This window comes from Streptomyces sp. GQ60, from assembly GCF_059758875.1.
This window is the reverse complement of sequence record NZ_JCAXEG010000015.1, coordinates 127,058-145,720: the sequence shown is the minus strand read 5'-3', so window position 1 is coordinate 145,720 and position 18,663 is coordinate 127,058. Positions and strand designations below refer to the sequence as shown.

Genomic DNA, 18,663 nt, shown 5'->3' with positions numbered 1-18,663 from the left:
CTGCTCTTCCACCCCTCCGGCCGTGCGGAGCGCGCGGCCCGCCACGGTCGCACCGTCGGCCCTGGCGACCCCGGCGCCCCGGCGCCCCGGCGCCCCGCCGGCCGAACCGAACCTCCGCCCGGCCCTCGAAGCGGCGGGCCGTCACGTGGCCCCGTACGAGGACGTCCCCGCCCACTTCCTGACCCGCGCCACCCGCCGACTCCGCCCGGGCGGGGCTCCGCTCAGCCCTCGGCGCGGCCGGCGGTGCGAGCCGCCAGGCGGTCCCGCAGGCCCCGCTTCACGTCCGGCCACTCCGGGCGCGTGATGCTGTACACCGCCGTATCGCGGATCCAGCCGTCGCGCATGACCATGTGGTGCCGCAGGACGCCCTCGTGCTGCGCGCCGATCCGGGTGATGGCCGCCCGCGACTTCGCGTTCCGCACGTCGGTGAGCAGCTCGACGCGGTTCATCCCCAGCGCCTCGAAGGCGTGCGTCAGCATCAGCAGCTTCGCCTCCGCGTTCGCACCGTTCCCCTGCCAGGACGCGGCGAGGAAGGTCCAGCCGATCTCCAGCCGCCGGTTCGCGGTGTTGATCACCATCAGCCGGGTGGACCCGATGACCCGCCCCGTCGCCGCGTCCACCGTCGCGTACGGGATCTGCGTGCCCGCCGTCCGCGCCGCGACCGCGTCCTCGATGAAGCCCCGGACATCGTCCGGGTGCGGGACGGCCGTCACCGCGAGCTCCCAGAGACTGCCGTCGCGGACGGCCGCGCACAGGCCGTCGTGGTGGCGGATCTCCAGCGGCTCCAGCCGCACCCGCTCCCCGGCCAGCTCCGCCGTCGCCGCCGCGTCCGCGTCCGCCTCTTGCATGTCCGACCCGCCCGTTCCTCGTGGTTGCGCGCCAACACGCGGACCCTATCGGCGTGGCCCGGCACCCTCATCCGGTTTTCCGCCGCCCGGGCAGGACGCCGTCAGAGCCAGCCGTTGCGCCGGAAGCCCCGGTGGATGACGAAGCACGCGACGGCCATCACGCCGAGCACGAAGGGATACCCGTAGGTCCACTTCAGTTCGGGCATGTGCTCGAAGTTCATGCCGTAGACCCCGCAGACCATCGTCGGGACGGCGATGATGGCCGCCCACGCCGTGATCTTGCGCATGTCCTCGTTCTGGGCGACGGTCACCTGCGCGAGATGGGCTTGCAGTATCGAGTCGAGGAGGGCGTCGTACGCCCCGATCTGGTCGGTGGCGCGGGTCAGATGGTCGGCGACGTCCCGGAAGTACGTGCGCATGTCCGCCGGGATGACCGGAATCGGCTGCGTGCTCAGCTGCTGGAGCGGGCGGCCCAGCGGTGCCACCGCCCGGCGCATTTCCAGCAGTTCGCGCTTGAGCTGGTAGATCCGGCCGGCGTCCCCGCGGCCGCCGTGCTCGCTGAACACCATGGTCTCGACGGCGTCTATGTCGTTCTGCACCGCGTCCGTGACCGCCACGTACTCGTCGACGACGTGGTCGGCCAGGGCGTGCAGGACGGCGACCGGTCCCTTGGCCAGGTGCTCGGGGAACGCCTCCAGCTCCTCGCGGACCGCCCCGAGGGTGCCCCGGCCGCCGTGCCGGATGGTGATGACGAAGTCGTTGCCGGCGAAGGCCATGAGTTCGCCGGTCTCCACCACCTCGCTGGTCGCGGTCAGTTCCTCGTGCTCCACGTACCGCACGGTCTTGAACACGGCGAAGAGGGTCTCGTCGTAGCGCTCGATCTTGGGCCGATGGTGGGACTGGACCACGTCCCCGACGGCGAGCGGGTGCAGGCCCAGCAGCTCGGCGAGTCCGGCGAACTCCTCCTGCGAGGGCTCGTGCAGGCCGACCCAGACGAAGCCCTCGCCGGTCTTGCGGACCCGGCGCAGCGCCTCGCCGACATCGGCGTGGCCGTGGCCGTCCTGGCGCACGCCGTCCCGGTAGACGATGCAGTTGACGACGGCGCTGCCGAGCGGGGAGCGGACCGGGTGACTGAGGTCGACCGCCCGCCGGTAACTGCGGCGCACGGCCCGGCGCAGGTTGCTGAACATGGACAACGGACGTACTCCCCTTCGGCGGATCAGCGGCCAGTGTGCCACCGCCGCGCGACTGCGGAACCCCTCACCCCGGGGCAGACCGGGGCGACGGCGCCCCGTAGGCCCTTTGGGACCGCGGGACCCGCTAGGCCCGCTAGGTCCTGGCCCCTGGGCCCGCTAGGCCCGGTCGATGAAGACGCTCGTGGACTTGACCCGCGCCGTCGCCCGCGCCCCCACCTCCAGGCCGAGTTCCTCCACCGCCTCCCGCGTCAGCAGCGACACGACGCGGTGCGGTCCGGCCTGGATCTCCACCTGCGCGTCGACCGTGCCCAGCTTCACACCGGTCACGATGCCGGGGAAGGCGTTGCGCGCCGAGGTGGACGGGGCCCCCTCGCCGTCGCCGCCCTCCTGCGCGACCTCCACGCAGAACGCGGCCAGGTCCGGCCCGTCGACCATCCGCCGGGTACCGTCCCGACGCGTCGGGAACCTCTCCGCGTCGGCCCACCGCCGGGCCGTGTCTACGCTGACGCCGAGCAGCCGGGCCGCCTGGCCGATCGTGTAGGACTCCATGCCCGCAGCCTAAGCCCTCCCCCGACCGGTCCTCGCAGGCCAAGGGCCCCGTCGCGGCTCCCGGCACGTTCCCGGCAAGGCCCCGGCCCCCGGCCCGGCCGGCCGCCGCCCGGCTCCGATCGGGGCAAGACCCCGCAGGGCTCCGGCCGTCAGTCGAGCGCCCCCGCGGCCGCCCGCGCGACCGCCTCCGCCACCATCGACAGCGCGGGCGAGTCGAGCTTCCACTGCTGCCAGTACAGCGGTATGTCCAGGGTCCGCCCGGGCGCGATCACCACCAGTTCCCCCGCCTCCAGCAACGGGTCGGCGTGCACCATCGGCAGCATCGCCCAGCCCAGCCCGGCGACCGCCGCGTCGCAGAACCCCTCCGACGTCGGCAGGTGGTGGCGGACCTCCGACGCCTTGGCGGCCGCGTCACCCGTCAGCAGCCGCACGAACTCGTCCTGGAGCAGGTCCAGCCGGTCGAACACGACCACCGGCGCCACCCTCAGGTCCCGCTCCACCTCACCCCGCAGGTGCCGCGCCGCGAACCCCGGGCTCGCCACCGGCAGGTACCGCACGAGACCCAGCCTGCGCACCGTGCACCCCGCCACGGGCACCGGCTGCGAGGTGACCGCCGCCATCACGCGCCCGTCCCGCAGCAGTTCGGTCGCGTGCGCCTCGTCCTCCCGGTGCAGCTCGAAGCAGACCGGCGGGTCCTGCGGCACCCCGGTCAACGCCGGCAGGAACCACGTGGCCAGCGAGTCCGCGTTGACCGCGATCGGCAGCCGTACCGGGCCCAGCCCCTCGGCCATGCCCAGCTCGGCCCGCGCGTCGCGCTCCAGCCGGACGAGCTGCCGCGCGAACCGCACGACGACCTCACCGGACTCGGTCGCCCGCACCGGCTTGGTCCGCATCAGCAGCACCCGACCGGTGCGCTGTTCCAGGGCCTTGACGCGCTGGCTGACAGCGGACGGGGTCACGTGCAAGGCGGCGGCCGCCGCGTCGAAGGTGCCCTCGTCGATCACCGCGAGCAGCGTCCGTACCTGGTCGGCAGGCAGCTCATCCATCACAGTGGCTAATGCTACGTAAGAATCTTTAGCTGTACTCCTCGACCCGCCGCTGCCTACGGTCGATGACATGACACACGGCATCATCCCGGCGGCCCTCGCGGGCTTCGGAACCGGGCTTTCCCTCATCGTGGCCATCGGCGCCCAGAACGCCTTCGTCCTGCGCCAGGGCGTACGCCGCCACTCGGTCTTCGCCGTGGTCGCCATCTGCGCCCTCTCGGACGCGGCCCTCATCGCCCTGGGCGTGGCCGGAGTCGGCGCGTTCGTCACCGCCTGGCCGCCGGCCCTCACCCTCGTCGGCCTCGTCGGCGGGGCCTTCCTGATCGGCTACGGAGTCCTCGCCGCCCGCCGGGTGCTGCGCCCCGATCCGGGCGCCGTCCTCGCCGCGCACGGCGGCGGCAAGGGCGCCGGCTCCGCCCGGCGTGCCGTGCTGACCTGCCTGGCCATGACCTGGCTCAACCCCCACGTGTACCTCGACACCGTGCTGCTGCTCGGGTCCATCGCCGCCGGCCGCGGCGACCTCCGCTGGGCCTTCGGCGCCGGGGCGATCCTGGCGAGCCTCACCTGGTTCGGCGCGCTCGGCTACGGCGCCCGGCTGCTCAGCGGCCCGCTCGGCCGACCCTCGGCCTGGCGGGCACTGGACGCACTCGTCGCGGCGACCATGGTCACGATGGGCGGCCTTCTCCTCGCCCGCGCCTGACCCCGGACGCCCCCGGCGCGTCGAGCGTCGCGGGCACCCCGGGCACTCCGGGCACCCCGGGCACCCCGGGCACCCCGGGCACCCCGGGCATCCCTGGCGTCCCTGGACCGCGCAGGACCGGAAGGGCCGGCAGCCCGGTGCCGGACCGCCGCTCGTGGCGCTGCTGGATGGCCCGCTCGGCGCGGTCGCTGCGGACGGTGAACTCGCTGGACATGAGGGTCTCCTTCCATCGGACACCAGACCCACTCCGCGCATCTGGTCTGCCACCGTCCACCGAGGTCCACCCCATGGACGCTCCCCGAGTGGGTACGGATCACCGTGCCCCGCCACCTCGCCGCCCTTCCCGGAGCCCGCCCCCGCCCCGTACGCCATCTCCCCGTACCACCAGGAGCCCCCGTGCCGGATCAGTCCCCGCCCCCGCCGCCGCGACCCGCGGCCCCGTACACCGACTCGGTCCGCGCCTACTACGCCGCCCAGCCGTCCCCCCTCGTGGCCGCCACCGGGATCGTGCTGGACCCGCGCGGGCGGGTGCTGGTCCTCACCACCTCGTACAAGGCGGAGCTGGAGCTCCCGGGCGGGGGCGTGGAGGACACCGAGACCCCGGAGGAGGGGCTGGCGCTCGAGCTGAAGGAGGAGCTGGACCTGAGCGTGCCGGTCGGGCGGCTGCTCGCCGTGGACTCCCGACCGCCGGGGCCCCTCGGCCGCTCCCTCGTCGTCCACGTGCACCTCGTCGGCCCGCTCACGCCCGAGGAGACCTCCGCGATCTCCTTCCCGGACGGGGAGGTCACCGAGGCGCAGTGGCTCACGCCGGAGGAGGCCTACGCGGCCCTGGACACCCGGGAGACGTCCCGCCTGCGCGCCGCCCTGGCCGCCCTGCACTCCGGGTCCCTCGCCCACCTGATCGAAGGGGTCCCGCAGCCCGGCTCCCCGGCCGGCTTCGACCCGGCGCGCCGGGCGGAGCTGGAACACGCGGGCGCCTACGACACCGCCGGCCACCGCGCCGCCCGCCCCAAGGCCCTCACGGCGGCGAGCGTGCTGTTCACCGACTCCGCGGGCGGGGTCCTGCTGGTGCGGCCCGCGTACGGCGATCCCGACCACTGGAACCTGCCCGGCGGCGGCATCGACAGCGACCTCGGCGAGATCCCGCGCGCCGCCGCCCGCCGGGAGGTCCTCGAGGAGCTCGGCCTCGACCTCGCCCCGGGCAGGCTGCTCGCCGTCAACTGGTCCCACCGGTCCGGCTATCCGGCCCGGGTCCGCTTCCTCTACGACGGCGGCACCCTCGACGCCGCGGCCCTGGCCCGGATCCGCCTGCCCGAGACGGAGCTCCTCGAATGGCGTGCGGTCACCCCGGCCGAACTGCGCCGGTTCGCCAAGCCGGCGCTCCGCCGCCAGATCGAGGCCTGCCTCACGGCCCGCACCACACCGGCCGGCCCCCTCGAACTGCATGCCGGCCGACCGGTGGCGCAGGGCTAGCCCGTCTCCATCGGGTCAGGACCCGGCGGCGGCCGGGAACTTCGATTCGAAGTCGAGTCGAGGTGATGGACGTTCCACGCCGGCGAACCGCTCCACCACACTTCCGTCCGCGCGCCGGATCGAGCCCCGTGGCCTCCAAGTCGACGACCACGTACTCGACACCGCGCGGATCCACGCCCCTCCGGGAGGATCGCGGGCCACAGCACTCCGGCGTTTCGGCCATCGCTTCCGGCCGCAAGACCCGTAGCCCCCAAGGGTGGGTGCGCCGTACACGAGGTGTCTTCCGAGCTCATGTACGGAATCCATCTCGGCTCAAATACGTGTGTTCGACGGTGCGACCGCAGTCGTTGACCGGGGTGAACCGGCTCCGGGGATCGGGGACATGACCATGGGGGACACGACCGGCAGCGAGGACCTGACACACGAGGACGTCCCGCCCGACGTCCCACGGGACGTCTCGGACGGCCAGGTCGCCGAGTCGGGCACCTTCACGGAACTCATGGACGTGGGCGCGTGCGTGGGCAGTGTCACGCCCGGCACCACGACCGAAGCGAAGACCGGAGATCTCTCATGAGCCGCCCCGCCGACCAGCAGACCGAGCAGACCGGGCCCGCGAACGCCTCGGCCCTGATCCACGACGGTCACGGCCGCTACCTGCTGCACCTGCGCGACGATCTGCCCGGAATCTGGGAGCCGGGGGCATGGTCCCTGCTGGGCGGCGGACGCGAGCCGGGGGACGTCTCGCTCGAGGGGACGGTCCGCCGCGAACTGCGGGAGGAGGCAGGCCTGGAGCTGCCCGTCCTCCGGCCCTTCGCCGTGGAGGCGGCCACGGGCACCGACGGCACGGCCGTACCGATCCACGTCTTCGAAGGCGAGTGGAGCGGCGACCCGGCCGAGCTCCACCTCACCGAGGGCGTCATGCTCGCCTGGTTCCACCCGTCCACGATGCCCCGCCTGCGGCTCAGCCCCTCCACGCTGGCCCTCGTACGCCGCCATGCGGCGGTACGGACACCCCCGCCGGCCCCGCCCGCCCCGCCGGAGGGGCGCCCCGAACCCGGCGCGGGCAGCGGCAGCGTCCTGAACATCGTCGGCGTCCACCTCTACCTGGAGCGCGACGGCCGGGTGCTGCTGGGCCTGCGCCACCCCGACTCCCCGTACGCGGGATCCACCCACCACTTCCTCGCCGGGCACTGCGAACAGGAGTCGGCCGTGACCTGCGTGATCCGCGAGGCGCGTGAGGAAGCCGGGCTGGTCATCGACCCGCGGGACGTGGAGCTGGTCCACCTCGTGCACCTCGTGGACGAGGCAGGCGGACAGCCCCGGATCCAGTTGTTCTTCCGGGCCCGGCGGTGGCGGGGCGCACCCGAGGTGCGCGAGCCCGACCGGTGTCTCTCCTGGGGCTGGTGGCCCGCCGACGACCTCCCCGGCCCGCTGGTCCCCTACGCCCGGGCCGCCGTCGAAGGCATCCTGGCCGGCCGGCCCTACACGGAACTCGGCTGGACCTGATCCGCACACCCCGCGCCCGGCCCCCTTCGCCCCCACCACCCTCCCGAGGAGCCCGCATGGCCGATCCCCACCCGGTCCCCGCCGCGACCGGGCCCGAGCGCTACAGACTCCCGGTCGACGTACACCTCCTCCTGGTGCGGGGCGGACCGAACGGACGGGAGGAGGTGCTGCTGTCCCGGCGCGCGGGCACCGTGTATGCCACGGGGTTGTGGCACGCGCCGTCCGGCCATCTCGACGGACCGCACGAGGACGTCGTCACCGCGGTGATCCGCGAGGCGGCCGAGGAGACCGGCGTACGGATCGAGCCGGCCGCGGTGCGGCTGGCCGTGACCGTCCACCACCGAGGCCCCCGGGGCAAGGCCCGCATCGGCCTGTTCTTCGAGGCCCTCACCTGGCAGGGCATCCCGGAAGTGCGGGAGCCGGACGTCTGCGACGCCATGGGCTGGTACCCCCTCGACGCGCTGCCGGAGCCGATGGTCGCCTACTGCCACGCCGCCCTCGACGCCTACCGGGCGGGCCTGCCGGGTGCCGTGCACTTCCAGGAGCCCGGCGACCCGGTCCGGCACAGCGCGGACGTTCCCGACCGGATCCGCCGGCTGCCCGGTCCCGCCCGGACCGCTGGGACACCGACCCGAAGGGAAGTCCCACACCCGTGAAGCCCATGAAGCCGACGCCGAGCGCCCAGGCCTGGCACGACCACTACGCCGCCGGTCGGGACTTCCGGCCCCTGTCCGACACCGAGGAGGCGGTCCTCCGCGAGCACCTGTCCCGGCCGGACGGCGCCGGGGAGGGCCGGGCTCTGGAGGTGGCCTGCGGAACCGGACAGGTCGCCCGCCTCCTCGCCGGTCTCGGGTACCGGGTCGACGCGGTCGACTTCGCCGAGGCCGCCCTCGAACGCGCCGCCGCCGCCTCGACGGCCGGGATCGCCTACCACTGCCTCGACGTCACCGCCGGGCAGCTCACCACGCTCGCGACCCGCGCCGGCGGACCGTACGACCTGATCACCGTCCGCCGGGCCCTGGCCCACCTCCCCGACCGCACCCGCATCGTCGCCGAGCTCGCCGCCCTGCTCTCCCCCGCCGGGACCCTGTGCGTGATCACCCCCCACGCCTCCCGACAGCCGGCCACCCTGCGCGACATCAGCCTGGACGACGCGGAGATCTCCCGGCTCGCCCACGGCTGGGAGCACACGACCCGCAGGGAGGCCGGCGGCTCCACCGTCCTCCTGCTCCGAGGCCCCGAGCCCACCGGGCCAACCGGGCCGACCGGGCAGGCGCGGCACCCCGTCTGACGGGAGGAGCTCTCCGCGCCCTGACCGCCGTGGGGCGCACCCTCGCCTTCTGGTCGGCCGGCCGGCTACTTCGGCTCGGTCGCGAGCTGGATCAGGTTGCCGCAGGTGTCGTCGAAAACGGCGGTCATGACGGGGCCCATCTCCAGAGGCTCCTGGGTGAAGCGGACGCCGAGGCCGCGCAGGCGCTCGTACTCCGCCCTCACGTCGTCGACGGCGAACTGGGCGAGCGGGATGCCGTCCTCGACGAGCGCGTCGCGGTAGGTCTTGGCGGCCGGGTGGCCCGCGGGCTCCAGGAGGAGTTCGGTGCCGCCGGGCTCCTCGGGCGAGACCACGGTCAGCCACCGGTCCGGCCCGCCCAGCGGGACGTCGTGCTTCTTCACGAACCCGAGGATCTCCGTGTAGAAGTGCAGGGCCTTGGTTTGGTCGTCTACGAAGATGCTGGTCAGGTGGATCTTCATGGGGTGCTCTCTTCCGGTCCGGACGGGTCGGGCGTGCGCCATCGCTCGGCGATCTGCCGCAGCGGGGCCGTGTTCAGGTCGTGGAACTTGTACCGGCCCTCCCGCCTGGTCTCTACGAGTCCGGCGGCTTCCAGCACGGCGAGGTGCTGGGAGACGCCCTGGCGCGAGATGCCGAGCTGGTGCTTCATCGTCAGCCGCGAGCAGATCTCGAACAGCGTCTGCCCGGACTGCTCGGCGAGCTCGTCGAGGATCGTGCGGCGGGTCGGGTCGGCCAAAGCTCTGAAGAGTTCGTCGGCCACCACCACAGGATAGGCAAGCAAACACTTGCCTATCAACCCGAGACACCGAACCCGCGCTCGGCCGGCCCGGCCCACTGGACGCCGATGGCGGCCAGATGGGGGACCTGCGACGGGTCCAGGTCGTCGCGGTAGGCGAAGGGCTCGCCCTCGGCCGGCCGGCGGGCCGAGCGGGCGCGGACCGTCGCCCACGGCCAGGCCGCGAGGGCGTCGTGCAGCGCGGTGGCGGCCGCTACGCCGGCCTTTGGAGCATCTCCCTGCCACCGGCGGCGGCATCCCGCTGATCCGTCCGCGGCGACCGTGTCGGGTGGCGGGGGTGCGCGTGAGGTCGGGTGAATCCTTTTCGGGGCTCCCCTCCTCTTGTCCCCGTACCGGCCGAACGGGCCGGAGGAACACAGGAGGAGACACCCATGATGGTCACCAGCGTCGTAGTGATCGGAGCCCTGCTGATGGGCGCCTGCACCTGGCACCTGATCCGGCGCTACAAGAGCCGAATCTGACCAGGGCCTGGCGCGGAACGCCTTCCGGGAGTGAGTAACCCATGAACCAACGCTTCACCTGGCCGGACGAGCGGCTGATCAAGGCCGCTCAGAACGGCGACGTCCCGTCGCTCACCACCGTCGTGATGGAATCGCAGCCCCACGTGCGCAAGTTCGCGCTGTCGCTGTGCGCCTCACCGCAGGACGCGGAGGACGCGGCGCAGGAGGCGCTGATCATCCTCTACCGGAAGATCGGCACCCTGCGGGCCACCGGCGCCCTCGCCTCGTGGATGTTCCGGATCGTGCGCAACGAATGCCTCCGGCAGTTGCGGACGCTCGGCTCGCGGAGCGACGGGGCGCCGGCCCGCCCGGCGTCCGCGGAACCGTCCGCCGAGGACGCCGTGCTGCACAGGCTGGAGGCGGAGCGGATCGCGGCCGCGGTCAGCGCCCTCCCCCGCGACCAGCGGCAGGTCCTGATCCTCCGGGACGTCCAGGGCCTGCCCGGCAAGGCCGTTGCCGATTCGCTCGGCCTGAGCACCGCCGCGATGAAATCGCGGCTGCACCGGGCGCGCGCGGCACTGCGTGACGCACTCGCCGCGATGGACCGACCAGTCGAAGGAGACCCACGAGCGTGAACACCACGAAGAACTTCGCCAGTACCTCCGTCCCGCGCCACCTGGCGCGCGGTGCCATCGGCTTCGGACTGATCATCGGCGCGATCGCCCTGGTGCCCGCCGTGGGCCCGGTCAGCCTGCTGGCGGCCCCGTTGGCCCTCGTCGCCTTCCGCGGCTGCCCCACGTGCTGGATGGTCGGCCTGGCGCAGACCATCTCCCGCGGCCGCCTGGAACGCCGGTGCGTGGACGGCGTCTGCACCCTCACCACGGCACACCCGGCGAAGAACTCGCATGCACCCGTACCGGGTTGAATCAGGATTCTCGCCCTACCGCCGACGCGTCGCGTGCAAGGATGTCGGCCGTGACCAGATCGTCCTCCTCGCCCGTGGCCGAGGGCACGCCCCACCCCTCCGGCATGGGCGCCCGTGCGGCCGCCGTGCTCGTGTTCGGATCGTCGGCCGCCGTCCTGGTGGTGGAGATCGTCGCCCTGCGGCTACTGGCTCCCTACCTCGGCCTCACCCTCGAAACCAGCACCCTGGTGATCGGCATCGCCCTCACCGCGATCGCCGTCGGCTCCTGGCTGGGCGGGCGCCTCGCCGACCAGGTCAATCCACGCCGGCTCATCGGCCCCTCGCTCGGGGTGTCGGGAGCCGTCGTGGCGCTCACCCCGGCCGTGCTGCGCACCACGGCCGAGTGGGCACCGGAGATGCTCTTCCTGATCGCGTCGCTGACCATCCTCGTGCCGGGCGCGCTGCTCTCGGCGGTGACGCCGATCGTGACCAAGCTGCGTCTCACCAGCCTCGCCGAGACCGGAACGGTCGTCGGCCGACTGTCCGGCGTCGGCACCGTCGGCGCCATCGTCGGCACCGTCCTCACCGGCTTCGTCCTCATCGCGCGCTTGCCGGTCAGCGGCATTCTGATCGGCCTGGGAACACTGCTGGTGGTCGGCTCGGCGCTGGTCGAGTGGCGGACGCGCGGCTGGAGCAGCGCCCCCGTCCTCGCACTCGTGGTCGTTGCCGGCGGCCTCGCCACGACGGTGGCGCCCGGCGCCTGCGACACGGAGACCAGGTACCACTGCGCCCGGGTGGTCGCGGACCCCGACCGGGGCAGCGGCCGCACGCTCGTTCTGGACGGCCTGCGTCACTCCTACGTCGACGTCGACGACCCGAGCTTCCTCAAGTTCGCGTACGTGCGCGCCATCGCGTCCGTAGTCGATTCCTCCTTTCCCAAAGGTGAGGCGCTCGCCGCCCACCACGTGGGCGGCGGTGGCCTCACCTTTCCCCGCTACCTCGCGGCCACGCGACCCGGGACGCGCAGCCTCGTGTCCGAGATCGACGGCGGGGTCGTGCGCATCGACCGCGACCAACTGGGCCTGAGGCCGGAAGGCGGTATCGACGTACGCGTCGAGGACGGCAGGATCGGCCTGCGGCGACTGGCGGACGGCAGTCGTGACCTCGTCGTCGGCGACGCCTTCGGGGGCGTCAGCGTGCCGTGGCACCTCACGACGGTGGAAGCGATGAAGGACGTACGGCGGGTGCTCAACGAAAACGGCCTGTACGTGGCCAACCTGATCGACCACGGCGGTCTGGCCTTCGCCCGTGCCGAGGTGGCCACCCTCAGCGAAAGCTTCGAACACGTGGCCCTCGTCGGCGAGCCCGCCGACATCGGGCTCGACCCGAAGGTCGCCCCCAAGGGCGGCAATCTGGTGGTACTCGCCTCCAACCGGCCGGTCGACGCCGTGGCGACCCAGGAAGCGCTGGACGCCCGGCAACCCGGCTGGAAGATCACCACCGGGGAGGGCCTCACCTCCTGGATCGGCGGTGCTCGACCGCTCACGGACGACCACGCACCCGTCGACCAGCTCCTCGAGGCCTACGGACCCCAGAGCGGCCGGTAACCCCAGACGCACGAAAGGCCGTTCCCTCATTCCATGAGAGAACGGCCTCCGACCTGCGTTTCCGCACAGTCGGGACGACAGGATTTGAACCTGCGACCCCTTGACCCCCAGTCAAGTGCGCTACCAAGCTGCGCCACGTCCCGATGCCCGTTGACCTGGGGTTTCCCCTGGTTGAACGCGCAGGAGAACGATACCGCACTTCCGGTGGTGGTCGCGCGCACCTTGCCCGTCCGCGGCGGGGTGCGAGGTGGCGGTTGACCTCAACCGCGCTTGAGGTTGCACGATCGGCTCATGACACGGACAGCAGCCGCGGACACCCGGTTCCGCTACGAAGACCTGCGGGCGCTCATGGCCCTCATGACCGGTGCCGAGAAGCACGGTCCCGCCGCCACCTCCACGCTCGACGCCCTGTGGGTGCTCTACGACCGGGTCCTGCGGGTCGAGCCCGCCGGCGCCGGGGATCCGGGGCGGGACAGGTTCCTGCTCTCGAAGGGGCACGGGCCGATGGCCTACTACGCCGTCCTCGCCGCCAAGGGGTTCTTCCCCGTCGGCTGGCTCAGCGGGTTCGGCGCGTACGACTCGCCCCTCGGGCACCACCCGGACCGCACCTTGATCCCCGGCGTGGAGATCGGCAGCGGCTCCCTCGGGCACGGGCTGCCGCTCGCCGTCGGGAGCACTCTCGGACTGCGGGCCCAGGGGCTCGCCGACCCTGCCGTGTGGGTGCTCATCGGGGACGCCGAACTGGACGAGGGAAGCAACCACGAGGCGATCGCGTACGCCGGCTCGGCCGGTCTGGAGCGGTTGCACACGATCGTGATCGACAACGACTCCGCGACCCACGGCTGGCAGGGCGGTATCGCCTCCCGCTTCGAAGCGGCCGGCTGGTCGGCGGTCACCGTGGACGGCCGCGACCACGCGGCGCTGCACGCGGCGTACACCGCACCTCATCCGGGCCGGCCGCACGCCGTGGTCGCCCGGGTCGAGAAGAAGCACTGAAAAAGCTCTGAAAAGCAGTTCAGAAAAGGCAGTTCTGCAAAGGCAGTAGCGACCTCCGAGGGGGAGACATGGACACCATGCGCGAACGGTTCGTTTCGGTCACATCGCGGGCACTCGACGAGGACCCCCGGCTGGCCCTCGTGCTGGCCGAGATCACCATGGACGGCTTCCGGCCCGCCCGGGACCGCCATCCGGACCGGGTGATCAACGTCGGCATCCGGGAGCAGCTGCTGGTCGGCGTCGGCGGCGGCCTGGCCCTCACGGGGCTGCGGCCCGTGGTGCACACCTTCGCCAGCTTCCTCGTGGAGCGGCCCTTCGAGCAGGTCAAGCTCGACTTCGGGCACCAGGGCACGGGCGGGGTGCTCGTCAGCGCGAGCGCGAGCTACGACTGGCCGGCCGGCGGGTTCACCCACATGGCGCCGGGTGACGTGGCCCTGCTGGACACCCTGGACGGCTGGACCGTGCACGTCCCGGGCCACCCGGACGAGGCCGAGGCACTGCTCCGCCACGCGTTCGCCGCCGAGGACGACAAGGTCTACGTACGGCTCTCCGAGCAGTCGAACACGGCGGCCCGCCCCGTCACCGGCTTGGGCTTCCAGACCGTACGGGAGGGACGTGCGGGCGTCGTCGTGGCCGTCGGGCCGCTGCTCGACAACGTCCTCGCCGCGACCGAGGGCATGGACGTGGGCGTGCTGTACGCGCCGACCGTACGGCCCTTCGACGACGCTGCGCTGCGCGCCGCCGTCGGGCACGGCCCGGCCGACGTGGTGCTGGTCGAGCCGTATCTCGCCGGGACCTCCACGGCTGCCGCGAGCCAGGCACTCGAAGCGGTCCCGCACCGGGTGCTCGGCCTCGGTGTCGGCCGCGCCGAGCTGCGCCGCTACGGCACGGCCGACGAGCACACGGCGGCCCACGGACTCGACCCCGCCGCGCTGCGCGCACGGATCGCCGCCTTCAGTCCGCGGTGACCGGCCCCTTCGGCCCGGGGCGGCCCAGTTCCGGATGGGCCTCCGCCAGGCGCTTGGGGGCCGCCTGGCGCCAGGAGTCGGTCAGGATCGAGCGCAGCTCCGCCGCGTCCTCCAGCGCCGCCAGCCGGACGCGGAGCCACGCGTAGTTGTCGTCGTGGCCGGGCCGTATGAAGAACTTCTCCGGCTCCGCCGCGATCAGCTCCTCGCGGTCCTCCTGGGGACACTTCACCCCGATCGAGGTGTCGTCGTCGGCGAGCGCCGCGAAGATCCTGCCGCTCTTGCCGCTCTTCCCGTTCGTTCCGTTCGTTCCGTTCGTACCGCCCACCCTGAAGGTGGGCATGCCCCAGGCCAGTTTCTCGCTGCTGTCCGGGAGCGACAGCGCGATCCTCCGGACGTCGTCCGCCGTCATGGCCATCCCCCGGCTCCTCTCCGGTCCACTCCAGTCCGCTCCGATCCGACCGTAGCCCCGGGCACTGACAATCACCCGCGGGCCGCGAGGTCCTCCCGTTCGTGCACCAGCTCCACCAGCTCCGCCGCCAGCGCCTTCACGGCCGCGAGCCCCGCCAGCCCCCACCGCCTCGGCACCACGTCCACCGCGCACACCGTCCCCAGCACGATCCCGCGCCGGTCGGTCAGCGGCGCGCCCGCGTAGGAGCGCACCCCGCTCTCGTCCACGACGGCGTTGCCCGCGAAGCGCGCGAAGTCCCGTACGTCCTCCAGCACCAGCGCGCGCCGCCGTACCACCACGTGCGGGCAGTACCCGTGGTCGCGGGGGAGCGCCCGCGCCGGGTAGCCGCTCGCCGGGGCGTCGGCGGCGTGGTGCAGGCCGGCGAAGAACTGCCGCTCCTCGCTGATGAAGTTGATGCCGGCGTACGGCGCCGCGAGTTCGTCCGCGACCCGCCGGGCGAACGCGTCCAGCTCACTGTCCACCCGCTCCCCCAGGCCCAGTTCACGCAGTCTCAGCACGCGCGCGGGCGCCTCCCTGTCCACCGGGGTGAGCAGCAGGTGTCCGGTCGATTCGTAGTAGGTCATGGTGTCTCCCCCACATCACGTCACTCCGCGCGCTGCGCGGACCTCATAGACATCACGTACGTCGGATACGTCGGGTACGTCGCGCGGGCCGCCCGCTTCGGGTGCCGCGCGTCGAGCAAGTGGTGGACCAGGGCGGCCAGCACCCCCGTCGCGGAACTCCGCAGGCGTGCGTCGCAGCGCACGACGGGCACGTCCGGGCCGAGCCCCACCGCTTCCCGCACCTCGTCGGCGGTGTAGCGGTGCCCGCCCTCGAATTCGTTGACGGCGACGATGAAGCCGATCCCCCGCCGCTCGAAGAAGTCCACGGCGGGGAAGCAGTCGGCGAGGCGGCGCGTGTCGGCGAGCACCACCGCCCCCAGCGCGCCCGCGCACAACTCCTCCCAGAGGAACCAGAAGCGCTGCTGGCCGGGGGTGCCGAAGAGGTAGAGCACGTGCCGCTCGTCCAGGGTGATCCGGCCGAAGTCCAGCGCCACGGTGGTGGTCGTCTTCGCCTCGACCCCGTCCAGCGGGTCGGCGGTCTCGCTCAGCCCGCTCAGCAGTTCCTCCGTGCTCAGCGGCTCGATCTCGCTCACCGCGCCCACGAAGGTGGTCTTGCCCGCCCCGAAACCGCCCGCGACCAGGATCTTCAAGGTCGCGGAGGGTCCGCGGGCGGCTGGTTCAGAGCCGTTTGCGCAGGCCATCGAGCACCGCCCTGAGCAGGGACTGGTCGTCGTCGGCGAAGGAGCCGCCGGTGGGGAAGCAGGGCGCCCGCACGGTCACGGCGCCGTGTTCCATCAGATCGCCGAGGACGACCTTGACCACCACCGCCGGCAGCCTCAGGTGCCCCGCCACTTCGGCGACGGTGACCGCTGCCGAGCCGGCGCACAGCCGGAGCGCGAGGGCGTGCTCGGCGCCGAGCGGCGCACGCGGGCGCACGCCGGTCGCCGTCACCAGCGACAGCAGGTCGAGGGCGACGGACGGCCGTGTCCGCCCGCCGCTCGCGGTGTACGGGCGGATCACCCGGCCCGCCGAATCGTCCAGCCACGGCGTGTCACGCGGTCCCCCCGGTGCCGTTGCCCCCCTCGCGCGGGCCCTCATCGCTCCGCGTCGGCGGCGGGGTGCCTCGGCGGGGCCGCCAGGTACGGGCGCACGCTCTTGACCAGCATGGCCATCTCGTAGCCGAGCACGCCCGCGTCGGCCTCGCGGTCGGCCAGTACGGCCAGGCAGGTGCCCGATCCGGCCGCCGAGACGAAGACGAGGGCGGTGTCGAGCTCGACCACGACCTGCCGTACTTCGGCACCCTCCGCGAACCGGGAACCGGCGCTGCGGCCCAGCGAATACAGCCCGGAGGCGAGGGCCGCCAGGTGGTCGGCGGCGTCGGCGTCGAGTCCGTGTACGCAGGTGACGAGCCCGTCCGCGGTCAGCAGGACCGCGCTGCGCGTGTACGGCACCCGCTGGACCAGGCCGCTGAGCAGCCAGTCGAGGTCCGAGAGCCGACTGGTCGTGGTCGCCACTTCGCCGCCCATGGGGGTGCGCTCCTTAGCTGTCGGGTGAGAGGCCGGGGTCACGTCTGGTGCTCCGACTGGGCGAGGCCGAAGCCCCGTTGGAAGGCGGCCATCAGGCCGGGGTCGTGCACGGGCCGCTCCGCGCCCTCGGCGCCGCCGGGCCGGGGTGCGGGGGCCTCGCGCAGCTGCGGCGCGAGGTGTTCCTGGGCCCGCCGGCGGGGCAGTGGCGGCCGTTCTCCGCCGTCCCGGGCGGCCGGCACGGGCAGCGGCGACACGACGGGTGCCACCACGGTCTCCGCCGGTGCGGCGAACGCGGGTGTGGCGAACGCCGGTGCCGCGAACGCCGGTGCCGCGACCGCAGGTGCCACGACCGCAGGCCCCGTACGAGGCACCGTGCCCGGTGCGCCGGCGTCCCGGCCCGGCAACCCCGGCGGGGCGCCGGAGGGCTCCGGCCCGGGCAGGGGCACCCGCACCGGCTCCAGCCGTGGCGCGCCCGCCCCGTCGCCGGTGCCCCAGGAGGTGGCCCGGGAGCCGCCCAGGGCGTCGGCGGCGCCCGGGGCTTCGGCCCCCAGCAGCTCCTGGGGCAGGACCAGTACGGCGAGCACGCCGCCGTAGATGTTCGACTTGAGTTCGACGGCGATCCCGTGCCGGCGGGCCAGCGCCGAGACGACGAACAGGCCGATCCGCCCGTCGGCCAGCAGTTGCCGGACGCTGATCTGGTCGGGGTCGCCGAGCAGGGCGTTCATCCGGTGCGCTTCCTCGGGCGGCATGCCCAGGCCCCGGTCCTCCACCTCGACCGCGATCCCGGCGGTGACCCGTTCCGCGCGCACCACGACATCGGTGTCGGGGGCGGAGAACACGGTGGCGTTCTCGACGAGTTCGGCCAGCAGGTGCACGACGTCGGCCACGGCGTGGCCGCGTACGGAGCCGCCCGCGGGGGGCACCACCTTGACCCGGGTGTACTGCTCGACCTCCGCGACCGAGGAGCGCAATACCTCGCTCAGGTCGACGGGCCGCGTCCACTGGCGGCGCGAAGCGGCTCCGCCGAGCACCGCGAGGTTCTCCGCGTGGCGCCGGATCCGGGTGGCGAGGTGGTCGACGTGGAAGAGCTCCTTGAGCAGGTCCGGGTCCTCGACCGTGTCCTCCAGGTCGTCCAGCAGCGAGATCTCGCGGTGTACGAGGGACTGGAGGCGGCGCGCGAGGTTGACGAAGACCTCGACCTTGCGGTCGCTGTCGGAGGGTGGGACGGGGCCGCCGAGGCGGACCAGGGTCGCGTGGGCCTGTTCGCGGGCGCCGCGCAGTTCCTGGGAGAGCAGCCAGAACTCGTCGACTCCCGCCGTCTCGGAGCCGAAGGACGGCGCGGCCGGTCCGCCGCGGACCGGGCGGGCGGGCAGTTCGCCGCGCTCCAGCCGGTCGGCGGTGGTGTGCAGTTCCTGGCGGCCCCGGAGGCTGGACCGGCGCAGCGCCTCACACCGGTCGCGCACGGTCTTGGCCGCGCGCTGGGCCCCGAGCAGGGCGGCCGCGAGGGCGCCCGCGAAGAGCAGGGCGCAGCCGCTGAGCACCGGCCACAGCCGGGGGTCGCGGGCGCCCGCACCGCCGCCGAGCTGGAGCGCGAAGATCACCGCGGCGGCGCCGCTGAGCCCGGCGGCGAGCGTGGGCAGCAGGGCGGCGCGGATCAACTGGGGCCGTATCTGCCGGCCGGGACCGGTGACGGCATGTCTCGACGGGGAGTGGCGGGCGGCGCGGAGTCCGGACATCGGCGTCCTCGGTATGTGGGGCCCGGCCCCCGGACTTCCCGGGATCCGGTGTTGATCACCGGTTACCCACGCT

At 73.3% G+C, this 18,663-nt stretch carries 23 protein-coding genes and 1 tRNA gene; 11 read left to right on the top strand and 13 right to left on the bottom strand.

What is annotated here, in order from left to right:
- Positions 1-221 precede the first annotated feature (221 nt).
- The 4 genes from AC6CKD_RS29740 to AC6CKD_RS29725 all read right to left on the bottom strand — a co-directional run bounded on the left by AC6CKD_RS29740 (position 222) and on the right by AC6CKD_RS29725 (position 3,639).
- The gene (locus AC6CKD_RS29740) at positions 222-848 is read right to left on the bottom strand and encodes a GNAT family N-acetyltransferase (RefSeq protein WP_498331509.1); all 627 of its coding nucleotides are present in this window, start codon (positions 846-848) and stop codon (positions 222-224) included.
- 101 nt (positions 849-949) lie between these two features.
- A complete protein-coding gene (gene corA / locus AC6CKD_RS29735; RefSeq protein ID WP_498331585.1) occupies positions 950-2,038 on the bottom strand; it encodes a magnesium/cobalt transporter CorA in 1,089 nt (362 codons plus the stop codon).
- 162 nt (positions 2,039-2,200) lie between these two features.
- The gene (locus tag AC6CKD_RS29730; RefSeq protein ID WP_498331507.1) at positions 2,201-2,593 is read right to left on the bottom strand and encodes a TOBE domain-containing protein; all 393 of its coding nucleotides are present in this window, start codon (positions 2,591-2,593) and stop codon (positions 2,201-2,203) included.
- 149 nt (positions 2,594-2,742) lie between these two features.
- The gene (locus tag AC6CKD_RS29725; protein ID WP_498331506.1) at positions 2,743-3,639 is read right to left on the bottom strand and encodes a LysR family transcriptional regulator ArgP; all 897 of its coding nucleotides are present in this window, start codon (positions 3,637-3,639) and stop codon (positions 2,743-2,745) included.
- Between the two features lie 70 nt (positions 3,640-3,709).
- Between AC6CKD_RS29725 and AC6CKD_RS29720 the strand changes: the two genes are divergently transcribed.
- From AC6CKD_RS29720 to AC6CKD_RS29695, 6 genes are all read left to right on the top strand, one after another.
- Positions 3,710-4,339 carry a LysE/ArgO family amino acid transporter gene (locus AC6CKD_RS29720; protein ID WP_498331504.1) on the top strand — a complete coding sequence of 210 codons (630 nt, stop codon included), beginning with the start codon at positions 3,710-3,712 and terminating at the stop codon, positions 4,337-4,339.
- Positions 4,340-4,735: 396 nt separating this feature from the next.
- Positions 4,736-5,812 carry an NUDIX domain-containing protein gene (locus tag AC6CKD_RS29715; RefSeq protein ID WP_498331502.1) on the top strand — a complete coding sequence of 359 codons (1,077 nt, stop codon included), beginning with the start codon at positions 4,736-4,738 and terminating at the stop codon, positions 5,810-5,812.
- Between the two features lie 382 nt (positions 5,813-6,194).
- The gene (locus AC6CKD_RS29710; protein WP_498331501.1) at positions 6,195-6,386 is read left to right on the top strand and encodes a hypothetical protein; all 192 of its coding nucleotides are present in this window, start codon (positions 6,195-6,197) and stop codon (positions 6,384-6,386) included.
- Entirely contained in the window at positions 6,383-7,318 is a 936-nt protein-coding gene (locus tag AC6CKD_RS29705; RefSeq protein ID WP_498331499.1) for an NUDIX domain-containing protein, read from the top strand. The genes AC6CKD_RS29710 and AC6CKD_RS29705 overlap by 4 nt, the downstream gene beginning before the upstream one ends.
- A gap of 56 nt (positions 7,319-7,374) precedes the next feature.
- Positions 7,375-7,974 carry an NUDIX hydrolase gene (locus AC6CKD_RS29700; protein WP_498331497.1) on the top strand — a complete coding sequence of 200 codons (600 nt, stop codon included), beginning with the start codon at positions 7,375-7,377 and terminating at the stop codon, positions 7,972-7,974.
- Between the two features lie 5 nt (positions 7,975-7,979).
- The gene (locus tag AC6CKD_RS29695) at positions 7,980-8,609 is read left to right on the top strand and encodes a class I SAM-dependent methyltransferase (protein ID WP_498331583.1); all 630 of its coding nucleotides are present in this window, start codon (positions 7,980-7,982) and stop codon (positions 8,607-8,609) included.
- A gap of 65 nt (positions 8,610-8,674) precedes the next feature.
- Here the strand turns inward: AC6CKD_RS29695 and AC6CKD_RS29690 are convergent, their stop codons facing one another.
- Together AC6CKD_RS29690 and AC6CKD_RS29685 are read right to left on the bottom strand one after the other, a co-directional pair.
- The gene (locus AC6CKD_RS29690; RefSeq protein ID WP_498331495.1) at positions 8,675-9,067 is read right to left on the bottom strand and encodes a VOC family protein; all 393 of its coding nucleotides are present in this window, start codon (positions 9,065-9,067) and stop codon (positions 8,675-8,677) included.
- Entirely contained in the window at positions 9,064-9,366 is a 303-nt protein-coding gene (locus AC6CKD_RS29685) for an ArsR/SmtB family transcription factor (protein ID WP_498331493.1), read from the bottom strand. The genes AC6CKD_RS29690 and AC6CKD_RS29685 overlap by 4 nt, the downstream gene beginning before the upstream one ends.
- A gap of 538 nt (positions 9,367-9,904) precedes the next feature.
- On the opposite strand from AC6CKD_RS29685, the gene AC6CKD_RS29680 reads away from it, so the two are divergent.
- The 3 genes from AC6CKD_RS29680 to AC6CKD_RS29670 are packed head-to-tail and all read left to right on the top strand — an operon-like array spanning position 9,905 to position 12,353.
- Positions 9,905-10,477 (top strand): RNA polymerase sigma factor, encoded by a 573-nt coding sequence (locus AC6CKD_RS29680; RefSeq protein ID WP_498331491.1) that lies wholly within the window; start codon positions 9,905-9,907, stop codon positions 10,475-10,477.
- A complete protein-coding gene (locus AC6CKD_RS29675) occupies positions 10,474-10,767 on the top strand; it encodes a hypothetical protein (protein WP_498331490.1) in 294 nt (97 codons plus the stop codon). The genes AC6CKD_RS29680 and AC6CKD_RS29675 overlap by 4 nt, the downstream gene beginning before the upstream one ends.
- 50 nt (positions 10,768-10,817) lie before the next feature.
- On the top strand, positions 10,818-12,353 hold the full coding sequence (locus tag AC6CKD_RS29670; RefSeq protein ID WP_498331489.1) for a fused MFS/spermidine synthase: 1,536 nt from the start codon (positions 10,818-10,820) through the stop codon (positions 12,351-12,353).
- A gap of 69 nt (positions 12,354-12,422) precedes the next feature.
- Here AC6CKD_RS29670 and AC6CKD_RS29665 read toward each other — a convergent pair.
- Positions 12,423-12,496, bottom strand: a tRNA-Pro gene (locus AC6CKD_RS29665).
- A gap of 148 nt (positions 12,497-12,644) precedes the next feature.
- On the opposite strand from AC6CKD_RS29665, the gene AC6CKD_RS29660 reads away from it, so the two are divergent.
- Both AC6CKD_RS29660 and AC6CKD_RS29655 read left to right on the top strand, forming a co-directional pair.
- Positions 12,645-13,349, top strand: a complete 705-nt coding sequence (locus AC6CKD_RS29660) for a thiamine pyrophosphate-binding protein (RefSeq protein WP_498331487.1) — start codon at positions 12,645-12,647, stop codon at positions 13,347-13,349.
- Positions 13,350-13,417: 68 nt separating this feature from the next.
- Positions 13,418-14,317, top strand: coding sequence for a transketolase family protein (locus tag AC6CKD_RS29655; RefSeq protein ID WP_498331485.1), 900 nt, complete (start codon positions 13,418-13,420; stop codon positions 14,315-14,317).
- Here the strand turns inward: AC6CKD_RS29655 and AC6CKD_RS29650 are convergent.
- The 6 genes from AC6CKD_RS29650 to AC6CKD_RS29625 form a co-directional block, all read right to left on the bottom strand.
- Positions 14,304-14,732, bottom strand: a complete 429-nt coding sequence (locus AC6CKD_RS29650) for an MmcQ/YjbR family DNA-binding protein (RefSeq protein WP_498331483.1) — start codon at positions 14,730-14,732, stop codon at positions 14,304-14,306. The genes AC6CKD_RS29655 and AC6CKD_RS29650 overlap by 14 nt on opposite strands.
- A gap of 65 nt (positions 14,733-14,797) precedes the next feature.
- A complete protein-coding gene (locus AC6CKD_RS29645) occupies positions 14,798-15,349 on the bottom strand; it encodes a GAF domain-containing protein (protein ID WP_498331481.1) in 552 nt (183 codons plus the stop codon).
- A 20-nt stretch (positions 15,350-15,369) separates the two neighbouring features.
- Positions 15,370-16,029: a GTP-binding protein gene (locus AC6CKD_RS29640; protein WP_498331479.1), complete on the bottom strand. Its 660-nt coding sequence runs from the start codon at positions 16,027-16,029 to the stop codon at positions 15,370-15,372.
- Positions 16,007-16,426: a DUF742 domain-containing protein gene (locus AC6CKD_RS29635; RefSeq protein WP_478684140.1), complete on the bottom strand. Its 420-nt coding sequence runs from the start codon at positions 16,424-16,426 to the stop codon at positions 16,007-16,009. Before AC6CKD_RS29635 ends, AC6CKD_RS29640 begins: the two co-directional genes overlap by 23 nt.
- Positions 16,423-16,854 carry a roadblock/LC7 domain-containing protein gene (locus AC6CKD_RS29630; protein WP_498331477.1) on the bottom strand — a complete coding sequence of 144 codons (432 nt, stop codon included), beginning with the start codon at positions 16,852-16,854 and terminating at the stop codon, positions 16,423-16,425. Before AC6CKD_RS29630 ends, AC6CKD_RS29635 begins: the two co-directional genes overlap by 4 nt.
- A gap of 38 nt (positions 16,855-16,892) precedes the next feature.
- Positions 16,893-18,590 carry a sensor histidine kinase gene (locus AC6CKD_RS29625; protein ID WP_498331475.1) on the bottom strand — a complete coding sequence of 566 codons (1,698 nt, stop codon included), beginning with the start codon at positions 18,588-18,590 and terminating at the stop codon, positions 16,893-16,895.
- Positions 18,591-18,663: the final 73 nt, after the last annotated feature.

Bases quoted from the DNA above. Each gene is read 5' to 3' on its own strand.
- AC6CKD_RS29740 (WP_498331509.1), bottom strand. From the start codon at position 848: ATGCAAGAGGCGGACGCGGACGCGGCGGCGACGGCGGAGCTGGCCGGG.
- corA (WP_498331585.1), bottom strand. From the start codon at position 2,038: ATGTTCAGCAACCTGCGCCGGGCCGTGCGCCGCAGTTACCGGCGGGCG.
- AC6CKD_RS29730 (WP_498331507.1), bottom strand. From the start codon at position 2,593: ATGGAGTCCTACACGATCGGCCAGGCGGCCCGGCTGCTCGGCGTCAGC.
- AC6CKD_RS29725 (WP_498331506.1), bottom strand. From the start codon at position 3,639: ATGGATGAGCTGCCTGCCGACCAGGTACGGACGCTGCTCGCGGTGATC.
- AC6CKD_RS29720 (WP_498331504.1), top strand. From the start codon at position 3,710: ATGACACACGGCATCATCCCGGCGGCCCTCGCGGGCTTCGGAACCGGG.
- AC6CKD_RS29710 (WP_498331501.1), top strand. From the start codon at position 6,195: ATGACCATGGGGGACACGACCGGCAGCGAGGACCTGACACACGAGGAC.
- AC6CKD_RS29705 (WP_498331499.1), top strand. From the start codon at position 6,383: ATGAGCCGCCCCGCCGACCAGCAGACCGAGCAGACCGGGCCCGCGAAC.
- AC6CKD_RS29700 (WP_498331497.1), top strand. From the start codon at position 7,375: ATGGCCGATCCCCACCCGGTCCCCGCCGCGACCGGGCCCGAGCGCTAC.
- AC6CKD_RS29695 (WP_498331583.1), top strand. From the start codon at position 7,980: ATGAAGCCGACGCCGAGCGCCCAGGCCTGGCACGACCACTACGCCGCC.
- AC6CKD_RS29690 (WP_498331495.1), bottom strand. From the start codon at position 9,067: ATGAAGATCCACCTGACCAGCATCTTCGTAGACGACCAAACCAAGGCC.
- AC6CKD_RS29680 (WP_498331491.1), top strand. From the start codon at position 9,905: ATGAACCAACGCTTCACCTGGCCGGACGAGCGGCTGATCAAGGCCGCT.
- AC6CKD_RS29660 (WP_498331487.1), top strand. From the start codon at position 12,645: ATGACACGGACAGCAGCCGCGGACACCCGGTTCCGCTACGAAGACCTG.
- AC6CKD_RS29655 (WP_498331485.1), top strand. From the start codon at position 13,418: ATGGACACCATGCGCGAACGGTTCGTTTCGGTCACATCGCGGGCACTC.
- AC6CKD_RS29650 (WP_498331483.1), bottom strand. From the start codon at position 14,732: ATGGCCATGACGGCGGACGACGTCCGGAGGATCGCGCTGTCGCTCCCG.
- AC6CKD_RS29645 (WP_498331481.1), bottom strand. From the start codon at position 15,349: ATGACCTACTACGAATCGACCGGACACCTGCTGCTCACCCCGGTGGAC.
- AC6CKD_RS29640 (WP_498331479.1), bottom strand. From the start codon at position 16,029: ATGGCCTGCGCAAACGGCTCTGAACCAGCCGCCCGCGGACCCTCCGCG.
- AC6CKD_RS29635 (WP_478684140.1), bottom strand. From the start codon at position 16,426: ATGAGGGCCCGCGCGAGGGGGGCAACGGCACCGGGGGGACCGCGTGAC.
- AC6CKD_RS29630 (WP_498331477.1), bottom strand. From the start codon at position 16,854: ATGGGCGGCGAAGTGGCGACCACGACCAGTCGGCTCTCGGACCTCGAC.
- AC6CKD_RS29625 (WP_498331475.1), bottom strand. From the start codon at position 18,590: ATGTCCGGACTCCGCGCCGCCCGCCACTCCCCGTCGAGACATGCCGTC.